Below are 14,837 nucleotides of genomic sequence, written 5' to 3' on the forward strand. Positions count from 1 at the left end.
CGGTTCACGCCGAGTAGGCCCAGCCCCGGATCGCGTCCACCCGGATCCGGATGACCGGGCCGCTCGGCGGGTTCTGCTGGTACTGAACGTATTTGGCGGACAGCAGCCGCACCGGTTCGGCGATCTCGGCCGGGCCGGTGCGGATCTCGGCCGTGCCGTCCACCCGCACCCACCACAGCCGGGTCCACTCGTCGTCGTAGTGGTCGGCCAGCAGCGAAACCCGTGGATTGTCCGCGATATTGCGCAGCCGCCGCAGATCGGTGGTCGTCTTGGGCTTGTGGTCGATGGCGATGACCACGGCCGGCACGCCGTCGGTCGAGACCGCGAAGGTGACCGGAACCAGGTGCGGGACGCCCGCCGGGTCGGCGGTCGCGAGCCGGGCCACGCGCGCGGCGCGCAACCGGGTCAGGGCGGTGGATTCGTCCAATCGCACCAGTCGAGGCTAGACCGCCGACGGCACGCGGCCCTCGGCGGTCCGGTTCGAATGCGGTCAGCGAGCGGCGAACTGCTGCTGCACCTGCCCGGCATCGGTGATGTTGTTGACCAGCAGCAGCTGGGTCAGCACCCGCGCCTTGGCGGGATTGAGATCCAGTGCCGAGACCGTCCCGAGCTGATCATCGTTGACCTCGGCATTGCGCACCGTGGTGCCCGAACCGACGCGGCTCGAACGCACCACGACCACGCCGTGATGCGCCGCGTCGCTGAGCGCGTCCACCACTTCCTCGGACGTATTTCCGTCACCGACACCCGCCAGCACGATCCCCTTCGCGCCGTGCCCGATGGCGTCGTGCACCTGATCGGCGTTCATCCCGGCGTGCGAGTACACGATGTCGACCCGCGGCATGGGTGCGCTGCCCGGCACCTGGAAATGCGCACGCGCCTGTCGCGCAGCGGGTTTCGTGAACCGCACCGCCGCGGCGTCGACGAACCCCTCGGGCCCGGCATTGGGCGAGACGAAGGTCTGCACGCTGGTGGTGTTGGTCTTGGTGACATCGCGCGCCGTGTGGATGGTGTCGTTGAGCACCACCAGCGCACCGCGATTGCGGGCGTCGCGAGCCGCGGCGACCTGCACGGCCGACCGCAGATTGGCGGGCCCGTCGGCGCTCAGCGCGGTCGACGGCCGCATCGAACCGACCAGTACCACCGGCTTGTCGCTGGCGACAACATGATCGAGGAAGAACGCCGTCTCCTCGATGGTGTCGGTGCCGTGCGTGATCACCACGCCGTCGGCGGCATTGTCGGTGAAGAGCTGATTGATCCGGTCGGCGAGCTTCAGCCAGACCTCGTCGTTCATGTCCTGACTGCCGATATTGGCGATCTGCTCGGCATGCAGGGTGGCGATCTTGTCCAGTCCGGGCACGGCGTCGATCAGATCCTGCGCGCTGGCCTCCCCGGCGGTGTAGCCGACCGCCGAATTGTCGTTGGCCTTACCGGCGATGGTGCCGCCGGTCGCGAGGATGGTGACGCGCGGCTGGGTGCCGGGCGCGGGTGCGGGCGCGTCGTCGGTCTGGTCGGAGACCGCCGGGGTGGTCGCGGGTGTCGCAATGTGGGCGCTATCACCGGAATTGCCGCAGCCCGCGACGAGAATGGTTGCGCCGAACAATAAACCGGCTATGCGGAGAAGACTTTTTCGCGCCATTGCGACGTCCTTTCGGCTCCTGTCGCGATAACGCAGGACCCCTCACGGAATGGATGTTGTTTCCATTACGCGATTCTCCCGGGTGCCGGGTGGGTCGCCTCAAGAGGCAAATGTCCTGATCCGGCTCGACCAGTCGAAATTGCCCCGCATCCAGGTCCGCATGCTGCCGAGGTAGGTGGTGACGTCGGCCTGGTCGGGCGCGGTCCGGCCCAGCAGATTGGCCTCCAGGTCGAGGAATTGCCGGATCCGCGCGTCGATATCCGCGCAGACCCGCGAAATCGCCTCGGCCTCATCGATTTTGTCGTGATACCCGACGACATAGGCCAGATTGTGGATCTCACCGAGCGAGCGCCCGTCGGCGAGGGCGAATACGTCGTTCGTCCAGCACACCACATCGCAGGTCGCGTTGAGCGCCTCGGAGAACACGGATTCGCGGCAGCGGCGCGCCGAGGCCTCGAACCCGCCGAGCACCTCCACCAGGTCCAGGCACACATAGCTCGCCCCCGTGTGCCGCCGCCGATCGATATAGGTGTCGCGGTCGGGCACGATGCCGCGCAAGCGATTTCCGCCCTTCCAGTAGGCGGCGGAGTAGAGGCACTCCTCGAGATGTCCGATGAACCGGGTCCGCCAGGCCGCCGAGCCGCGCGGCGCGGTCCGCCGCCACAGCTCCGTCAGCGCCGTGATCAACGGTGCGTCCGCGGCCGGCCCGTCACCGCCCGGTCCCGCACCGCGCAACACCGAACACGCCTGTGCGGCAAGCCCTCCGGCCTCATCGAGATCAGCGCCACCACCGCCGAGTTCCTCGTCGACCAGGAACAGCCACGCGAACCAGTCCGCCGCGAGCGCGAGCGCCTCGGCGTCGACCTCCGGATGCACCAGCGCCACGAAATACCCGAAGTCCGCGGCGGCGAACCGTTTACGGAAGTCCGCGGACGGCATCAGCGCGGGCGCGTCAGCCCAGGCGTTCACCTGCTTGCGGGCCGTCGGCAGCGCCGCGTTGACCTGCGCCGGGAACAGCCGGAACACTTCCTCGAGCATCGCGGCCGCCGTCATGCGATCGGCGCCATCGGCAGGGGACAGGGGGCGGCTCCCGCGAGGGCGTGACTGGGCATGGCGCGAAGTTAGCGGGGCCTGGTTAGTCCCCGGTTAGTCGTGGGTGAGCTTTCCGGTCGGTCGTGGGTGAGCACAGTGGCTTTCGAGGTAGAGCCGCAGGATCAGCCGCCCCTGTTCGACCACCCATTCGTCGCGCGGCCGGTCCCGGTAGGCGCTCTCGATGGTGCCCTCGGCGATCGCGATGGCCACGTCGAACACGCGCGGATCGGTCTGCGGCGCCAAGGCTCCGGAGGACAGCAGCAGTCGCCCGAAGGATTCCGCGCAGCGGCGCTGATGGGTGCGCACCAGCTCGCGGTCGCCGAAAGTGAAGTACAGGGCGACGAATCCGAGGTGCTGCAGGAAGTGGGTGCGGTGCACGACCGCGAAGGCATTGATGGCCTCGCCGATGCTCTCGGCCCGCAACGCGTCGGTGTCGTCGGCGATGCGCTGATCGAGGCGTTCCATATCGCGTTCGAGCAGTTGCTCGAAAACGGCTTCCCGGTTGGCGAAGAACTGATAGAGGGTGGCGATCGGCACGGCGGCGCGTTCGGCGATCCCCCGGGTGGTGACGGTGTCGAATCCGTTCTCGCAGACCAGCTCCCGGGCGGCGTCCAGAATTCGTTCGACACGCTCACGACTTCGTGACTGTACGGGGGCGCGTCTAAGTCGCCCTGTCTCACTCACTCGAACATGATCGCAGATCGGGTCGCGGCGCTCATCCGGACACCGGTCGCGGCCGGCGCCCGGTCTCCGAGCGCGGCGGCGAAACATGAGCGGAGCCTGCCATCTCACGGAATCGTCCAGGTAGCGGCGGGGGCGAAACATTATCGCCGTGAGCTGTGGAAAGCGCACTTGCACACCGCTGTTGGGCGTGCGAACATAGCCGCCATCGGAAACGAATCCGGGATGGGTTGCGGTACAACGCAGTACATCGCGATATCCCGGATGTTGATGTGAATCAGGCGGTATGTCAATGTATCTCGAGCATATCCACTTGTGATTGCGGTATCTCTGATTTCACCCGATCGTCGGTAGTGAGCAGGCCGCGGCATTCGTTCGCGGCGGGGGGCTCTCCGATTCTAAGGCAGTGGGCATTCTTCGTGAATTGTCCTGCCCCGTAAACAATATCGACTGTTGTTCCCCGAGGAGTCCACCATGGCATTCGACGGCACTGTGACGCGGGAACGCGTGCGTATCAACCTGCTCGGTGAGTTCGCGTTCGAGCTGCCCGGCGGAGATCGGATCGGATGGCGGGCCGGTAAGGCCCGCTCGCTGTTCGGGCTGCTGCTGGTCAACCGGGGCATCGTGGTCGGCAAGGAGCAACTGCGGGAACAGCTGTGGCCCGATATCGACCATCCCAGCACCTCGCTGAAGGTGGCCGTACACGGCGTGCGCAAGGTGCTCGACGCCCACTTCGGGGCGGACCGTGATTTCCTGCGCGTCGAGTACCGCGACTTCGGCTACGTGATGGACGCCGGACTCGACGTGGTGGTGGACTGCCACGAACTCGAGCGCTGCACCCTCGCGGCCCGCGAGGCCGCAGTGCACGGTCGCCGCGAATCCGCGATGGAGCTCTACCGGCAGGCCGCCGCCCTCTACGCGGGTGAGTTCTTCTGCGGCGAATCCGACGACTGGGTCACCGAGCAGCGGCACTGGCTGCGGCTGACGGCACTCGGCGCCCTGGACGCGCTGGCCGAATCCGCAATGGACACAGGCGATCTCATCGAGGCGGCCGCCGCCTGCCGTCGCATCCTGGCCGTGGATTCCGCCAACGAGGCGGCCTTCCGCCGGTTAATGCTCATCCATGCGCGCCGCGGCGAACTGCAGCAGGCCGAGCACTGGTACTCGCTGTGCGCGCGCCGCCTGCACGAGCAGTTCGAACTCGGCCCCGACCACCACACCCGGGCGCTGCGGCGCCGGGTGCTCAGCGGGGAGTTCACACCGGAATCCCGGCATCCGGTCCAGCACGGCACAGCCGGGCGCACGCTGCGAATAGTCCACGCGGGCAGCACGAACCGCATGGGATCCATCGCCTGAGTCCGGATGAGGCATCCGGACCGTCGGGGGTCGGGCCCTAGGAGCTGAAAGCGCCCATGGTGGGCACCCATTCGACGATCCGGCTGTCGGCGAGCAGTCCTTCGCGCGCGAACGGATCCTCGGTGAACAGCTTGGTCACCGATTCCAGATCCGGCGACTCGACCAGGATCAGCGCGCCCGAACCGTCCGGGTACGGGCCACTGGTGAGCACGGTGCCGGCATCCACCAGGCTGTTGAGCCACGCGCGGTGATCGGCGCGGTGGATGTCCCGGGCCGGGGCGGTGGTGTCGGAGTAGACGTAGTGAACGGCGAACACGGCCATGGCGAATCGCTTCCTGATCGACGGATTGGGTACGGAACAGTCAGAGCGTCAACAGCATTCGGGTATTCCCGAGCGTATTGGGCTTGACGTAGGACAGGTCGAGGAACTCCGCGACACCGGTGTCGTAGGACCGGCACATCTCCGCGTACACCTCGGCGGTCACCGGCGTGCCCTCGATCTCGGCGAACCCGTGGCGGGCGAAGAAATCCACCTCGAAGGTCAGCACGAACAACCGCTTCAGCTCGAGCTCACGGGCCACCGTGATCAACTGCTCCACCAGCAGCCGTCCCGCGCCGGTGCCCTTGATATCCGGATGCACCGCCACCGTGCGCACCTCGCCGAGGTCGGCCCACAGCACATGCAGCGCACCGCAGCCCAGCACCACCCCGTCGTGCTCGGCGACCCAGAACTCCTGCACCGCTTCGTACAGCGTGACCAGGTTCTTCTCGAGCAGGATCTTGCCCGCGTAGATATCGATGAGCTGTTTGATTCGGGGCACATCGGACGTGCGGGCTCGGCGGACGACGGGCTGAAGTGCCGTCTGCCCGCCGATCGAACCGCTGTCCGGTGCCCGTGTTGTCATGGGGTGCACAGTAGTCGGCCCGCCTACCGATAGGCTTATCGGTGTGTCACACATCCAGTTCCCCCGCATCCCGGCATGGTCCGGAAACCTGGGCCGTTTCGTCGGCCGGCGGGGGCGCTGGTGACTGTGCAGCGTGACGAGTTGGAGGGTCGCTGGGGTGAAGCCGCCGCGGCCGGGCCGGGCTTCGCCGGTGGCGTGCCGCGACCGGAACCGGTGGTGGAGCCCGCCGCTGTCCCACTGCTGAACATCGCCAACATCCTCACCATCCTGCGCATCGCGATCGTGCCGCTGTTCCTGCTCGCGCTCTTCGCTCGCGGCGGGCACGACACCGGCTGGCGCTGGGGTGCGGCCGCGCTGTTCGGCGTCGCCGCCATCACCGATCGCATCGACGGTCAGCTGGCCCGGAAGTACGGTCTGGTCACCGACTTCGGCAAGCTGGCCGATCCGATCGCGGACAAGGCGCTCATCGGCGCGGCTCTGATCGGGCTGTCGGCGCTGCACGATCTGCCCTGGTGGATCACCTGGGTGATCGTGGCTCGCGAACTCGGCATCACCCTGTTGCGGCTGGCCGTGATTCGCCGCGGTGTCATTCCCGCGGGCCGTGGCGGCAAGCTCAAGACGCTCGTGCAGTCGGTCGCGATCGGAGTGCTGCTGCTGCCGCTGTCGGGCGGATTCGCCGCTGCCGGAATGGACTTGATGTACGTGGCCATGGTGCTGACCGTGGTCACCGGCCTCGACTACGTGGTGCAGGCCGCCCGGCTGTGGTTCGGGTCGCCGGGTGGCGGTCGTGCCGCCTGAGTTCGAGCCGTCCTCCGTGCTCGATCCGCTCGTGTCCGCCGTGCCCGCCGCCGAACTGGTCTCCGCCCTGCGCCGGGCCGGGCAGACCGTCGCCACCGCCGAATCGCTGACCGCCGGATTACTGGCCGCCACCATCGCGGGAATTCCGGGCGCGAGCGCGGTGTTGCGGGGTGGACTGATCGTCTACGCCACCGACCTCAAACAGACCCTTGCCGATGTGAGTGCGGACACCCTGACCAGCGACGGACCGGTTGCCGCGAGCACCGCCGAGCAGCTGGCCGCAGGTGCCCGGCGACGCTGCGGCGCGGACTGGGGCATCGGATTGACCGGAGTCGCCGGACCCGAACCCCAGGACAACAAGCCGGTCGGCACGGTATTTGTTGGTATAGCGGGTCCGGAGTCCACCGAGGTACTGCGGTTGAACTTGTCGGGGGACCGGTGGACGATCAGGGTGGGTGCGGTTCGTGCCGCGGTCACCGAGCTCGCCCGCATGGTCGGGGGCGAGTGAGGACGCCGGGAACGCGTGGCCGACGCCGGACGTTGTCCAGGCAGACGCTGAGTCCGGCGAGACGAGTGTGAGGAGAACGCGATGACGCTGCTGCGAGAAGCGATCGGGGAAAGCCTGCGGCGTGCTCGGGTCGCCCAGAGCCGGACGCTGCGTGAGGTATCGACCTCCGCGAGGGTGAGTCTGGGGTATCTGTCCGAGGTGGAGCGGGGTCGCAAGGAGGCATCCAGTGAACTGCTGGCCGCCATCTGCCAGGCCCTGGATGTGCCGCTGGCACAGGTGCTTTTCGATGTGAGCGCGGCCATGGCCGACGCCGACAAGGCCACGGCGCTGGCCGCCGGAAAGGCCACCGCACCCGCTGTGACCTCGGCGAAGACGCCCGCGGCCGCCGCCAGGCCCGGGCTCTCGAAGACCACCGCCAAGGTCGCGAAGCGCGGCGGTGACGGTAGTGGGGAAGCCGCTTTCGGGCCCCGCATCGTCATTCCGGCGCCCAAGTCGGACCGACTGGTGCTGGTTGCTGCCAAGTGATCGCTGTGCTGAGGAGCCGAAAGGGATAAATTCTCTGTAGGCTTCGTGCCGGGGAGGTCGTGCTGTGGGCGACTTCTCCGGCTCGGCCGCTGCACAGTGGAGATAAGGACAACAGGGGTGCGCGACGGTCGCGCACTACACCTCGCGCCAAGGGGTGCGGGACGTCATATGGAGGCGGGATCAATCGATGGCTAATCCGTTCGTGAAGGCCTGGAAGTACCTGATGGCCCTCTTCGATTCCAAAATCGAAGAGCATGCGGATCCGAAGGTGCAGATCCAGCAGGCCATCGAGGAAGCCCAGCGTCAGCATCAGGCCCTGTCGCAGCAGGCCGCATCGGTGATCGGCAACCAGCGTCAGCTGGAAATGAAGCTGAACCGCCAGCTGGACGAGGTCGAGAAGCTCAATGCCAATGCGCGGCAGGCGGTCATGCTCGCCGACCAGGCGACCAACGCCAACGACACCGAGAAGGCGATCCAGTACACCAATGCCGCTGAGGCTTTCGCCGCGCAGCTGGTGACCGCCGAGCAGGCCGTCGAGGACCTGAAGGTGCTGCACGACCAGTCGCTGCAGGCCGCCGCCCAGGCCAAGAAGGCCGTCGAGCAGAACGCGATGCTGCTGCAGCAGAAGGTCGCCGAGCGCACCAAGCTGCTCTCGCAGCTGGAGCAGGCCAAGATGCAGGAGCAGGTTTCGGCCTCCCTGCAGCAGATGGACTCCACGCTGTCGGCCCCCGGCACCACCCCGAGCCTGGACGCGGTCCGCGAGAAGATCGAGCGCCGCTACGCCAACGCCCTCGGTGCCGCCGAGCTCGCGGGCAACACGGTGCAGGGTCGCATGATGGAGGTCCAGCAGGCCTCCGTGCAGATGGCCGGCCACAGCCGCCTCGAGCAGATCCGCGCCTCCATGCGTGGCGACGCCCTGCCCGCCGGTGGCAACAACGCCGCCCAGCCGCAGATCCAGCCGGGCCAGCCCGCCCAGCCCGCCGCCAACCCGAACTTCAACAAGGGCCAGGCCGCCCAGCAGTAACTGCTGCGCGAAAGGTAGTACGACGATGGGGAGATCGCGGGCCGACCAGGACCCCGCGACCTCCCCTGCCCGTTTTCTGCGCCGAACCCGCAGCAAAGAGGCCGAGCCGATTCCGGGAATGCCATCTCCTTTCGGGCCGTCGGCTAACGCCCAGCCTGCCTCCGGGCCGCTCCCGCCGGCCGAATCCGGTTCGCCCGCAACGACTCCCGGCGCACCGGTGAGTGTTGTCTGGCCGCCGGGACCGGCGGGTGCGAGTTCGCCTGCGGCACCCGAGTTCCCGACCCGCCCACTCGACACCGCCGAGCCCACTCCGGTCCGCGCCTGGTCTCCGTGGGGACAGCCCGCCGTCCCCGTCGGCGAATCAGACCCCGAAGGCACACCGAACTCCGTTGCTGCCGCCCAGCACTCGGCCAACGGTGTGCACGAAGCTGTCGGTCGAATGCGAGAGGCCCCCGGAACCCGCAATCCTGCCGATCGGATGCGCGGGCCTGTCGATGCCCCCGATCGGGTCGATGGTGCGAGGCAGACGGCTCGTGGCCACAAACCTGTCGGTGGGGTGCGCGAGACTGCCCGTGTGCGCGAGCCTGCTCCAGCCCCCGACGACACGTCTCGGCGTGGTCGCAAGGCCGCCAGAAGAGCGGCTTCCGCTGCGGCGCAGTCGCAGTCGGCGGCCGTCGTGGCTCAGCCGCCCGCTGGCGTGAGTGCCACCGCGGCGAATTTCCGCGCTGCCCCACCTGCTGGTCGCCGGGCCGCCAAGAAGGAGGCGTCAGCGGCGAAGGCGCGTGCCGAGGCCGATGCGAAGCAGGCCCGGCGCACGAAGCGCGACAAGGTCACCGACGCGGTCCGAGAGACGCTGGCCCCCACGGGTATCGGCCCTGAGGAACTGGCCCACCGCCTGCCCGACACCCTGCGCGGTGTCGGCGAACAAGCCCTGGTGGCGGTCCGCAAATGGGCCGACCCCCGCGAACGGGAACTTCGCCGCCGCAGGCGAACCCGCCGCCGTAGCCTCCGCCTGGGCACCGCTTCGGGCCTCACTACCGCGGGCACCGTCGGCCTTGTCCTGATCTCCGCCCCCGCCTGGGCCGTGGTCGTGGTCGGCGGCGGCGCGGTGGCCCTGGTCACCGGCACGGCCGTGACCGCCCGCAAATATTTGCAGCAGCGCCGGGAACCCTTGCCCCAGGCCACTTTCGTCCCCCGCAAGCTCCCACCCCTGCGCTCGGCCGCCCGCGCCTCCATCGCCCGCCTGGTCCGTGCCGAGCGTGCCCTGCACGGCCTGGGCACCCAGATAGCCCGCTCCGGCCGCCTCCCCGAGGACGACCTCCAGGACACCCTGGACACCGCCGCCTCCGGAGCCGCCGCCCTCCACGCCCTGGCCTCCGACGTGGTGGCCATGGAACGCGCGTCCACCGCCCTGGGCGCGAATTCTCCTCTCGGCGAGCATGTCCGAACCGTCTCGGTCCGACTCGACAGCGGCGTCATCGAATTCGAGGGCATGGTGGCCGCCGCCGCCCGCGTCCTGGCCGTTCCGGAGAGCGCTGCCATCGCCGACGACCTCGGCTGGGCCACAGTCCATCTCCGCGACGCCGCCGACCGTCTGGACGGCTGGGCCCAGGCGCTGACCGACCTGGCCGACCAGCGCTACCGCGCCGAGCCGTAGCGGAACGCTGCTCTTCCGATCCGCGCTTCGCGGATCCGGTTCGGCGGCGTGTCTTCGAGGAGTGCTCTGCCGAGGTTGAATAATCGCGCCATGGTGCAGGGAGGAATCGGTCGCAGGCGCGCGCTGGCCTTGGCCGTGGGGTTGCCGCTGGTGGTGGGGCGCGCCGCGCGGGCGGCCGCCGGTGGGCCGGGCAATTCGGCGGTTCGGTTCACGATGACCGTGTTCACCAATGCCAGCGAAACCGACTTGTACGTCTACGAATCCGACGATGCGATCAACTTCCGTCTACTGAGTGGCCCCGCCTATCGCCCGCCGGTCGGGGTGATGCGTGACCCGAGCATCTTCCGTCACGTGGATGGCGACTACTACCTCACCTACACCGCCTCCGGTGGCGGCCAGGTCATCGGATTCGCGCGCAGCTCGGATCGGGTCAGCTGGAAGCACCTGTACGACTTCCCGATTCCGATGCCCGATGTGGAAGCGTGCTGGGCGCCGGAATGGTTCGTCGACAGCGACGGCACTGTCAGCGTCATCGTGTCGCTCTCCAGCGGGCACGGTTTCACACCGCATCTGCTGACCGCGGCCGACGCGTCGCTGCGATCGTGGAACGCCATGATCCCGATGGCCGGACTGGGCCCGAATCTCTTCGCCCTCAACCCCCTCGGCTACATCGACACCACGTTGGTTCGTCGCGGTGGTCGCTATTTCGCGTTCACCAAGAACGAGACGACCAAATTCATCGAGTTGGCCTGCGCGTTCAACCCGACCGGCCCGTATCTCGTAGTGGCAAGCGGCGATTGGGCCGGGTGGGGCGTACCGCGGGAAGGACCCTCCATCGTGCAACTCGACGATGGCGGTTGGCGGATATTCTTCGACGCCTACACCGAAGGAAAGTACTTCTACAGCGACAGCCACGATGATTTCCGCACCTGGACCGCGCCCCGCGAACTGCCCGGCCGCTCCGGAACGATTCGCCACGGCACCGTCCTGCGGGAAGGCAACCCGCCCTCGGAAGCATGAGCAGCTCGGCCTGATAGCCCGTGACGACAAGGAGAACCGTGAGTACATCCTCCGGAGCCAAGAGTGTCCTGATCATCGGTGCCTCACGCGGATTGGGTTGCGCGATCGCCTCGGAATATCTCGACCGTGGGGCACAGGTGGTGGCGACCGTTCGCGGATCCGGCCGCACCCCGCTGCACGATGTGCAGGACACCGCGGGCGACCGGCTCGAGATCGAACATGTCGACATCACCGCTCCCGACCAGGTGGCGGCCCTGCGAGAACGCCTGTCCGCCCGCACCTTCGACCTGCTGTTCGTGAACGCGGGCGTCACCCACGAGCCGGCCGAAACTCCCGCGACCATCAGCACGGAGGAGTTCAACCGGGTGATGGTCACCAACGCCCTCAGCCCGATGCGGGTGATCGAAGCCCTCGGCGACCTCGTCGCTCCCGACGGCACGATCGCGATCATGTCCTCGGGTCAGGGCAGCGTCGCCAACAATGAACGCGGCGGCTTCGAGATCTACCGAGCCAGCAAATCCGCCCTGAATCAGTTGATGCGCAGTTACACCGCCCGCCACCGCGATTCGTCGCGAACCCTGCTCCTGATGGCCCCCGGCTGGATCAAAACCGACGTGGGCGGCCCCGACGCCCCACTCACCATCAGCGACAGCATTCCGCACCTCGTCACCACCATCGACGCCCAACACGGCCACCCGGGGCTGCAATATCTGGACTACCTCGGCAAGACGGTCGCCTGGTAGCAAGCTCTCGCGCTATGTCCGGGTGTCAGATCAGTTCTGGCACACCGGATAAGCGGCCGCCGGGCGACCGATTAGGCGACCGATCCGGCTCCCGGCCAGGTAGATCGACTGTGAGCGTGTTGTACAGCGGAAAACCCCACTCGGTGGCTATGTCTGAATTGCAGTAGCTCGTATCGTTCACCGCACGCGCGTCCGACGCCAAGGGCGGCCGGTCGATCGGCGGGACTGAACGGTTGCCGTTGCTTGGTTACGATCTGACCGTTCGGATTGTGTCGAAGCAGCGGGTCGAAGTCGGGCGCGCGAGGGGTGGGCTGATGAGGCAGATCTTGTTCGCGGCGATGATCGCTTTGGCGGTGTCGATCGCGTTGACGCCGGTGCTGGTGCGGGTGTTCACGCGGGCGAAGCTCGGGCAGGAGATTCGGGCCGAGGGGCCGCGTAGTCACCAGGTCAAGCGGGGGACACCCACCATGGGTGGGATCGCGATCATTGTGGGGATGTGGGCGGGCTATCTGGGTTCGCATCTGGTCGGCTTGCGCTACAACGCCTCCGGGGTCACCGCGTCCGGACTGCTGGTTTTGGGGTTGGCGACCGCGCTGGGGCTGGTCGGGTTTCTCGACGACTTCATCAAGCTCTACAAGCGCCGCAATCTCGGGCTGACGGCGCGCGGCAAATATGTCGGCCAGTTCGGTGCCGCAATCATTTTCGGGGTGCTGGCGCTGCGGTTTCCCGACAGCACCGGGTTGACCCCGGCCAGCAGGCACCTGTCGATTCTGCGTGACGTCGGCTGGCTGTCGTTCATTCCGGTGGTGTTCGTGCTGGTGGTGTGCGTCATCGTGGTCGCCTGGTCGAACGCCGTGAACATCACCGACGGGCTCGATGGTCTGGCCGCGGGCTCGATGGGCCTGACGCTGGGCGCGTATGTGCTGATCACGTTCTGGCAGTACACGAATGCCTGCGCGACCCGGCCCGGCGCGGGGTGCTACACGGTGCGCGACCCGCTCGATCTGGCGCTGGTCAGTGCCGCGGCGGGCGGGGCGTGTGTGGGATTCCTGTGGTGGAACGCCGCACCCGCGAAGATCTTCATGGGCGACACCGGCTCACTGGCCCTGGGCGGTCTGCTGGCCGGACTGTCCATCACCACCCGCACCGAACTGCTCATGATCGTGATCGGCGCCCTGTTCTGCGCCGAGATCCTCTCGGTGCTCCTGCAGATCGTGGTCTTCAAATCCACCCGCCGCCGCCTGTTCCGGCTGGCCCCACTGCATCACCATTTCGAACTCAGCAGCTGGCCGGAAACCACGGTATCCATCCGATTCTGGCTGCTCGCAGCGATTTCCGCCGCCACCGGGCTGATGCTGTTCTACGGCGAGCACCTCTCGGCCACCCGGTAGCGGCCCAACCCTTTCGAGTCGACTACCCGGAGATGCTGGGCAGCGGGCAGCCCGCGCTGCCGGTGGAGGTGGACGCGCTGACCTGCTCGGTCAGCGGGGTGAGTGCGGTACCGGTCGCGCCGGAACCCAGTGTCGCGGTGAGGATGTGCTGTCCGGCGGTCTTGGGTGTCCACGACACCTTCGCGGGTGTGGGGAGCAGGGTTTCGCCGAGTTTCCCGGTTGCGATGGTGGCCCCGTTGTCGAAGAAGGTGACCGGCTGCCCGCTGAGCGAGCTGCTGCCCCCGCCCGCCAGATCGCCACTGGTCAAGGTGTAGCTGCATCCGACCTGCGGATTCGCGCTGCCCTGAATCGCGACATTGCCGAATCCGGTATCTGCCGCCGCGTTCGGCGTGAAGGTCAGCAGCGCTGCGCCGACGCCCGCGATCGCGGCCGTGCCGACCTTGACGTAGCGCATCCGGGGAGTAGTCATGGGAAACCTTCCACTACGAAATATCCGTGTAGCCACGAACATTCGGCTCGGCCCGACCGCCGTGCCGCTGAGTGAAATTATCACGCTTCAAATTTCGTGGAGCATGATTCATGCAGGTGAAGCTGGGGTCTTGACACCTGGGCGGTGCCGAACTCGCTGATGGCAGCAGCGATCACAGCGTGTGGAATCGGGGCTGTAGTAAGCCGCCTACTGGTTGGCCTCCGCGATCTTCTCCACTGCGTTGTTCAAGGCGTCGGTGATGATGGTGTTCGCCGAAGTCTCTGCTGCGGTGACGGTCTCGGCTCCCGCCGCCAGTGCCTGATCGGGATCGCCGGTCGCCGCCAGTTCCTGTGCTGCGGCGTCGGGAGCTGAGAAGGCGGCGGTCAGTACGGTATTGAACGCCGGAAAGACGACTGCTGCGCCCGCGTCGATCACCGCGACCACGGCGGTCTGTCCGGCATCGTGCGGAGTGACGGTGGGTGTGGGGTAGGGCACGATCGGTGCGTTCATCGCGGTATAGGTGTCCTGCTGGGCGGCCTGCAGGGCCGCGGTGACCGCCGGAAACCCTTCTGCGGCAGCGGGTCCCACGTTCATGAGGCCGACCACGCCGACCTCGAACGCGTTCAATGCGCGCGGTGCCACGATCGTGCCGTCGGCGACGATGGTCTGCTGCGCTTCGACATTCGTCGGCCCGGTGATCGACGCGGCCGTGATGCCGAGCGCCGTCATCGCGTCGTTGCTCTGCAGCGCGGTGGACAGCGTGCCCGGCGCCTGCGATGTCGTGGTGGCGATCGTCGCGGCGGTCTGGGCTGCGAGCGGGCAGATGATCGAGCAGTAGGTGACCTGGTTGTGCAGGAAGGTGGTGATCAGGCCGCCCGGCGGAACCGCTTCGGCGACCGGAGCGGCGTCTGACGGTGCCTGCGGTTGGGCGACCGGAGCCGCGGTGGCGACGGCGGGCAATGCCGCGACGGCGAGCCCGGTAGCGATGACGCCCGCGTACAGGCCGGAGGCTATCCGCATGGTGCTCCT

The 14,837-nt window shown here is 67.6% G+C and carries 17 protein-coding genes; 9 read left to right on the forward strand and 8 right to left on the reverse strand.

The genetic code is table 11. The features are described 5' to 3' along the window. Window positions 1–4 precede the first annotated feature (4 nt). The 4 genes from OG300_RS03640 to OG300_RS03655 all read right to left on the reverse strand — a co-directional run bounded on the left by OG300_RS03640 (window position 5) and on the right by OG300_RS03655 (window position 3,415). Complete coding sequence (locus tag OG300_RS03640) at window positions 5–433, reverse strand: TIGR03668 family PPOX class F420-dependent oxidoreductase (RefSeq protein ID WP_405492114.1); 429 nt, start codon at window positions 431–433, stop codon at window positions 5–7. A gap of 57 nt (window positions 434–490) precedes the next feature. Then, a complete protein-coding gene (locus tag OG300_RS03645) occupies window positions 491–1,603 on the reverse strand; it encodes a type II asparaginase (protein WP_405492116.1) in 1,113 nt (370 codons plus the stop codon). Window positions 1,604–1,738: 135 nt separating this feature from the next. Then, entirely contained in the window at window positions 1,739–2,692 is a 954-nt protein-coding gene (locus OG300_RS03650; RefSeq protein WP_405492118.1) for a hypothetical protein, read from the reverse strand. Window positions 2,693–2,785: 93 nt separating this feature from the next. Continuing rightward, window positions 2,786–3,415, reverse strand: a complete 630-nt coding sequence (locus tag OG300_RS03655; RefSeq protein ID WP_405492120.1) for a TetR/AcrR family transcriptional regulator — start codon at window positions 3,413–3,415, stop codon at window positions 2,786–2,788. A 471-nt stretch (window positions 3,416–3,886) separates the two neighbouring features. Between OG300_RS03655 and OG300_RS03660 the strand changes: the two genes are divergently transcribed. Beyond that, window positions 3,887–4,768, forward strand: coding sequence for a BTAD domain-containing putative transcriptional regulator (locus OG300_RS03660; protein ID WP_405492122.1), 882 nt, complete (start codon window positions 3,887–3,889; stop codon window positions 4,766–4,768). A gap of 37 nt (window positions 4,769–4,805) precedes the next feature. On the opposite strand, the gene OG300_RS03665 is transcribed toward OG300_RS03660, so the two are convergent. Together OG300_RS03665 and OG300_RS03670 are read right to left on the reverse strand one after the other, a co-directional pair. Beyond that, entirely contained in the window at window positions 4,806–5,090 is a 285-nt protein-coding gene (locus OG300_RS03665; protein WP_405492124.1) for a YciI family protein, read from the reverse strand. A 40-nt stretch (window positions 5,091–5,130) separates the two neighbouring features. Beyond that, complete coding sequence (locus OG300_RS03670; protein WP_405492126.1) at window positions 5,131–5,673, reverse strand: amino-acid N-acetyltransferase; 543 nt, start codon at window positions 5,671–5,673, stop codon at window positions 5,131–5,133. A gap of 120 nt (window positions 5,674–5,793) precedes the next feature. Here OG300_RS03670 and pgsA point away from each other — a divergent pair, with 120 nt between their 5' ends. The 8 genes from pgsA (at window position 5,794) to mraY (ending at window position 13,339) form a co-directional block, all read left to right on the forward strand. Further along, the gene (gene pgsA, locus OG300_RS03675) at window positions 5,794–6,471 is read left to right on the forward strand and encodes a CDP-diacylglycerol--glycerol-3-phosphate 3-phosphatidyltransferase (RefSeq protein ID WP_405492128.1); all 678 of its coding nucleotides are present in this window, start codon (window positions 5,794–5,796) and stop codon (window positions 6,469–6,471) included. 16 nt (window positions 6,472–6,487) lie between these two features. Continuing rightward, window positions 6,488–6,979 carry a CinA family protein gene (locus OG300_RS03680; RefSeq protein ID WP_405498458.1) on the forward strand — a complete coding sequence of 164 codons (492 nt, stop codon included), beginning with the start codon at window positions 6,488–6,490 and terminating at the stop codon, window positions 6,977–6,979. 81 nt (window positions 6,980–7,060) lie between these two features. Beyond that, window positions 7,061–7,504, forward strand: coding sequence for a helix-turn-helix domain-containing protein (locus OG300_RS03685; protein ID WP_405492130.1), 444 nt, complete (start codon window positions 7,061–7,063; stop codon window positions 7,502–7,504). 187 nt (window positions 7,505–7,691) lie between these two features. Then, window positions 7,692–8,528, forward strand: coding sequence for a phage shock protein PspA (gene pspA, locus OG300_RS03690; protein ID WP_405492132.1), 837 nt, complete (start codon window positions 7,692–7,694; stop codon window positions 8,526–8,528). A 697-nt stretch (window positions 8,529–9,225) separates the two neighbouring features. Then, complete coding sequence (locus OG300_RS03695) at window positions 9,226–10,185, forward strand: hypothetical protein (RefSeq protein WP_405492134.1); 960 nt, start codon at window positions 9,226–9,228, stop codon at window positions 10,183–10,185. A 90-nt stretch (window positions 10,186–10,275) separates the two neighbouring features. Next, a complete protein-coding gene (locus tag OG300_RS03700) occupies window positions 10,276–11,205 on the forward strand; it encodes a glycoside hydrolase (protein WP_405492136.1) in 930 nt (309 codons plus the stop codon). A 38-nt stretch (window positions 11,206–11,243) separates the two neighbouring features. Further along, window positions 11,244–11,948 carry an SDR family NAD(P)-dependent oxidoreductase gene (locus OG300_RS03705; RefSeq protein WP_405492138.1) on the forward strand — a complete coding sequence of 235 codons (705 nt, stop codon included), beginning with the start codon at window positions 11,244–11,246 and terminating at the stop codon, window positions 11,946–11,948. A 314-nt stretch (window positions 11,949–12,262) separates the two neighbouring features. Beyond that, on the forward strand, window positions 12,263–13,339 hold the full coding sequence (gene mraY / locus OG300_RS03710) for a phospho-N-acetylmuramoyl-pentapeptide-transferase (protein ID WP_405492140.1): 1,077 nt from the start codon (window positions 12,263–12,265) through the stop codon (window positions 13,337–13,339). A gap of 22 nt (window positions 13,340–13,361) precedes the next feature. Here mraY and OG300_RS03715 read toward each other — a convergent pair whose 3' ends face one another. Then, complete coding sequence (locus OG300_RS03715) at window positions 13,362–13,808, reverse strand: hypothetical protein (protein ID WP_405492142.1); 447 nt, start codon at window positions 13,806–13,808, stop codon at window positions 13,362–13,364. A gap of 207 nt (window positions 13,809–14,015) precedes the next feature. Continuing rightward, window positions 14,016–14,828 (reverse strand): hypothetical protein, encoded by an 813-nt coding sequence (locus tag OG300_RS03720; RefSeq protein WP_405492144.1) that lies wholly within the window; start codon window positions 14,826–14,828, stop codon window positions 14,016–14,018. Window positions 14,829–14,837 lie beyond the last annotated feature (9 nt).

The sequence above is a fragment of the Nocardia sp. NBC_00511 genome, assembly GCF_045161165.1.
Classification (GTDB): domain Bacteria; phylum Actinomycetota; class Actinomycetes; order Mycobacteriales; family Mycobacteriaceae; genus Nocardia.

Bases quoted from the DNA above. Each gene is read 5' to 3' on its own strand.
- OG300_RS03715 (WP_405492142.1), bottom strand. From the start codon at position 13,808: ATGACTACTCCCCGGATGCGCTACGTCAAGGTCGGCACGGCCGCGATC.
- pspA (WP_405492132.1), top strand. From the start codon at position 7,692: ATGGCTAATCCGTTCGTGAAGGCCTGGAAGTACCTGATGGCCCTCTTC.
- OG300_RS03660 (WP_405492122.1), top strand. From the start codon at position 3,887: ATGGCATTCGACGGCACTGTGACGCGGGAACGCGTGCGTATCAACCTG.
- OG300_RS03700 (WP_405492136.1), top strand. From the start codon at position 10,276: ATGGTGCAGGGAGGAATCGGTCGCAGGCGCGCGCTGGCCTTGGCCGTG.
- OG300_RS03650 (WP_405492118.1), bottom strand. From the start codon at position 2,692: ATGACGGCGGCCGCGATGCTCGAGGAAGTGTTCCGGCTGTTCCCGGCG.
- OG300_RS03670 (WP_405492126.1), bottom strand. From the start codon at position 5,673: ATGACAACACGGGCACCGGACAGCGGTTCGATCGGCGGGCAGACGGCA.
- OG300_RS03685 (WP_405492130.1), top strand. From the start codon at position 7,061: ATGACGCTGCTGCGAGAAGCGATCGGGGAAAGCCTGCGGCGTGCTCGG.
- OG300_RS03720 (WP_405492144.1), bottom strand. From the start codon at position 14,828: ATGCGGATAGCCTCCGGCCTGTACGCGGGCGTCATCGCTACCGGGCTC.
- mraY (WP_405492140.1), top strand. From the start codon at position 12,263: ATGAGGCAGATCTTGTTCGCGGCGATGATCGCTTTGGCGGTGTCGATC.
- OG300_RS03665 (WP_405492124.1), bottom strand. From the start codon at position 5,090: ATGGCCGTGTTCGCCGTTCACTACGTCTACTCCGACACCACCGCCCCG.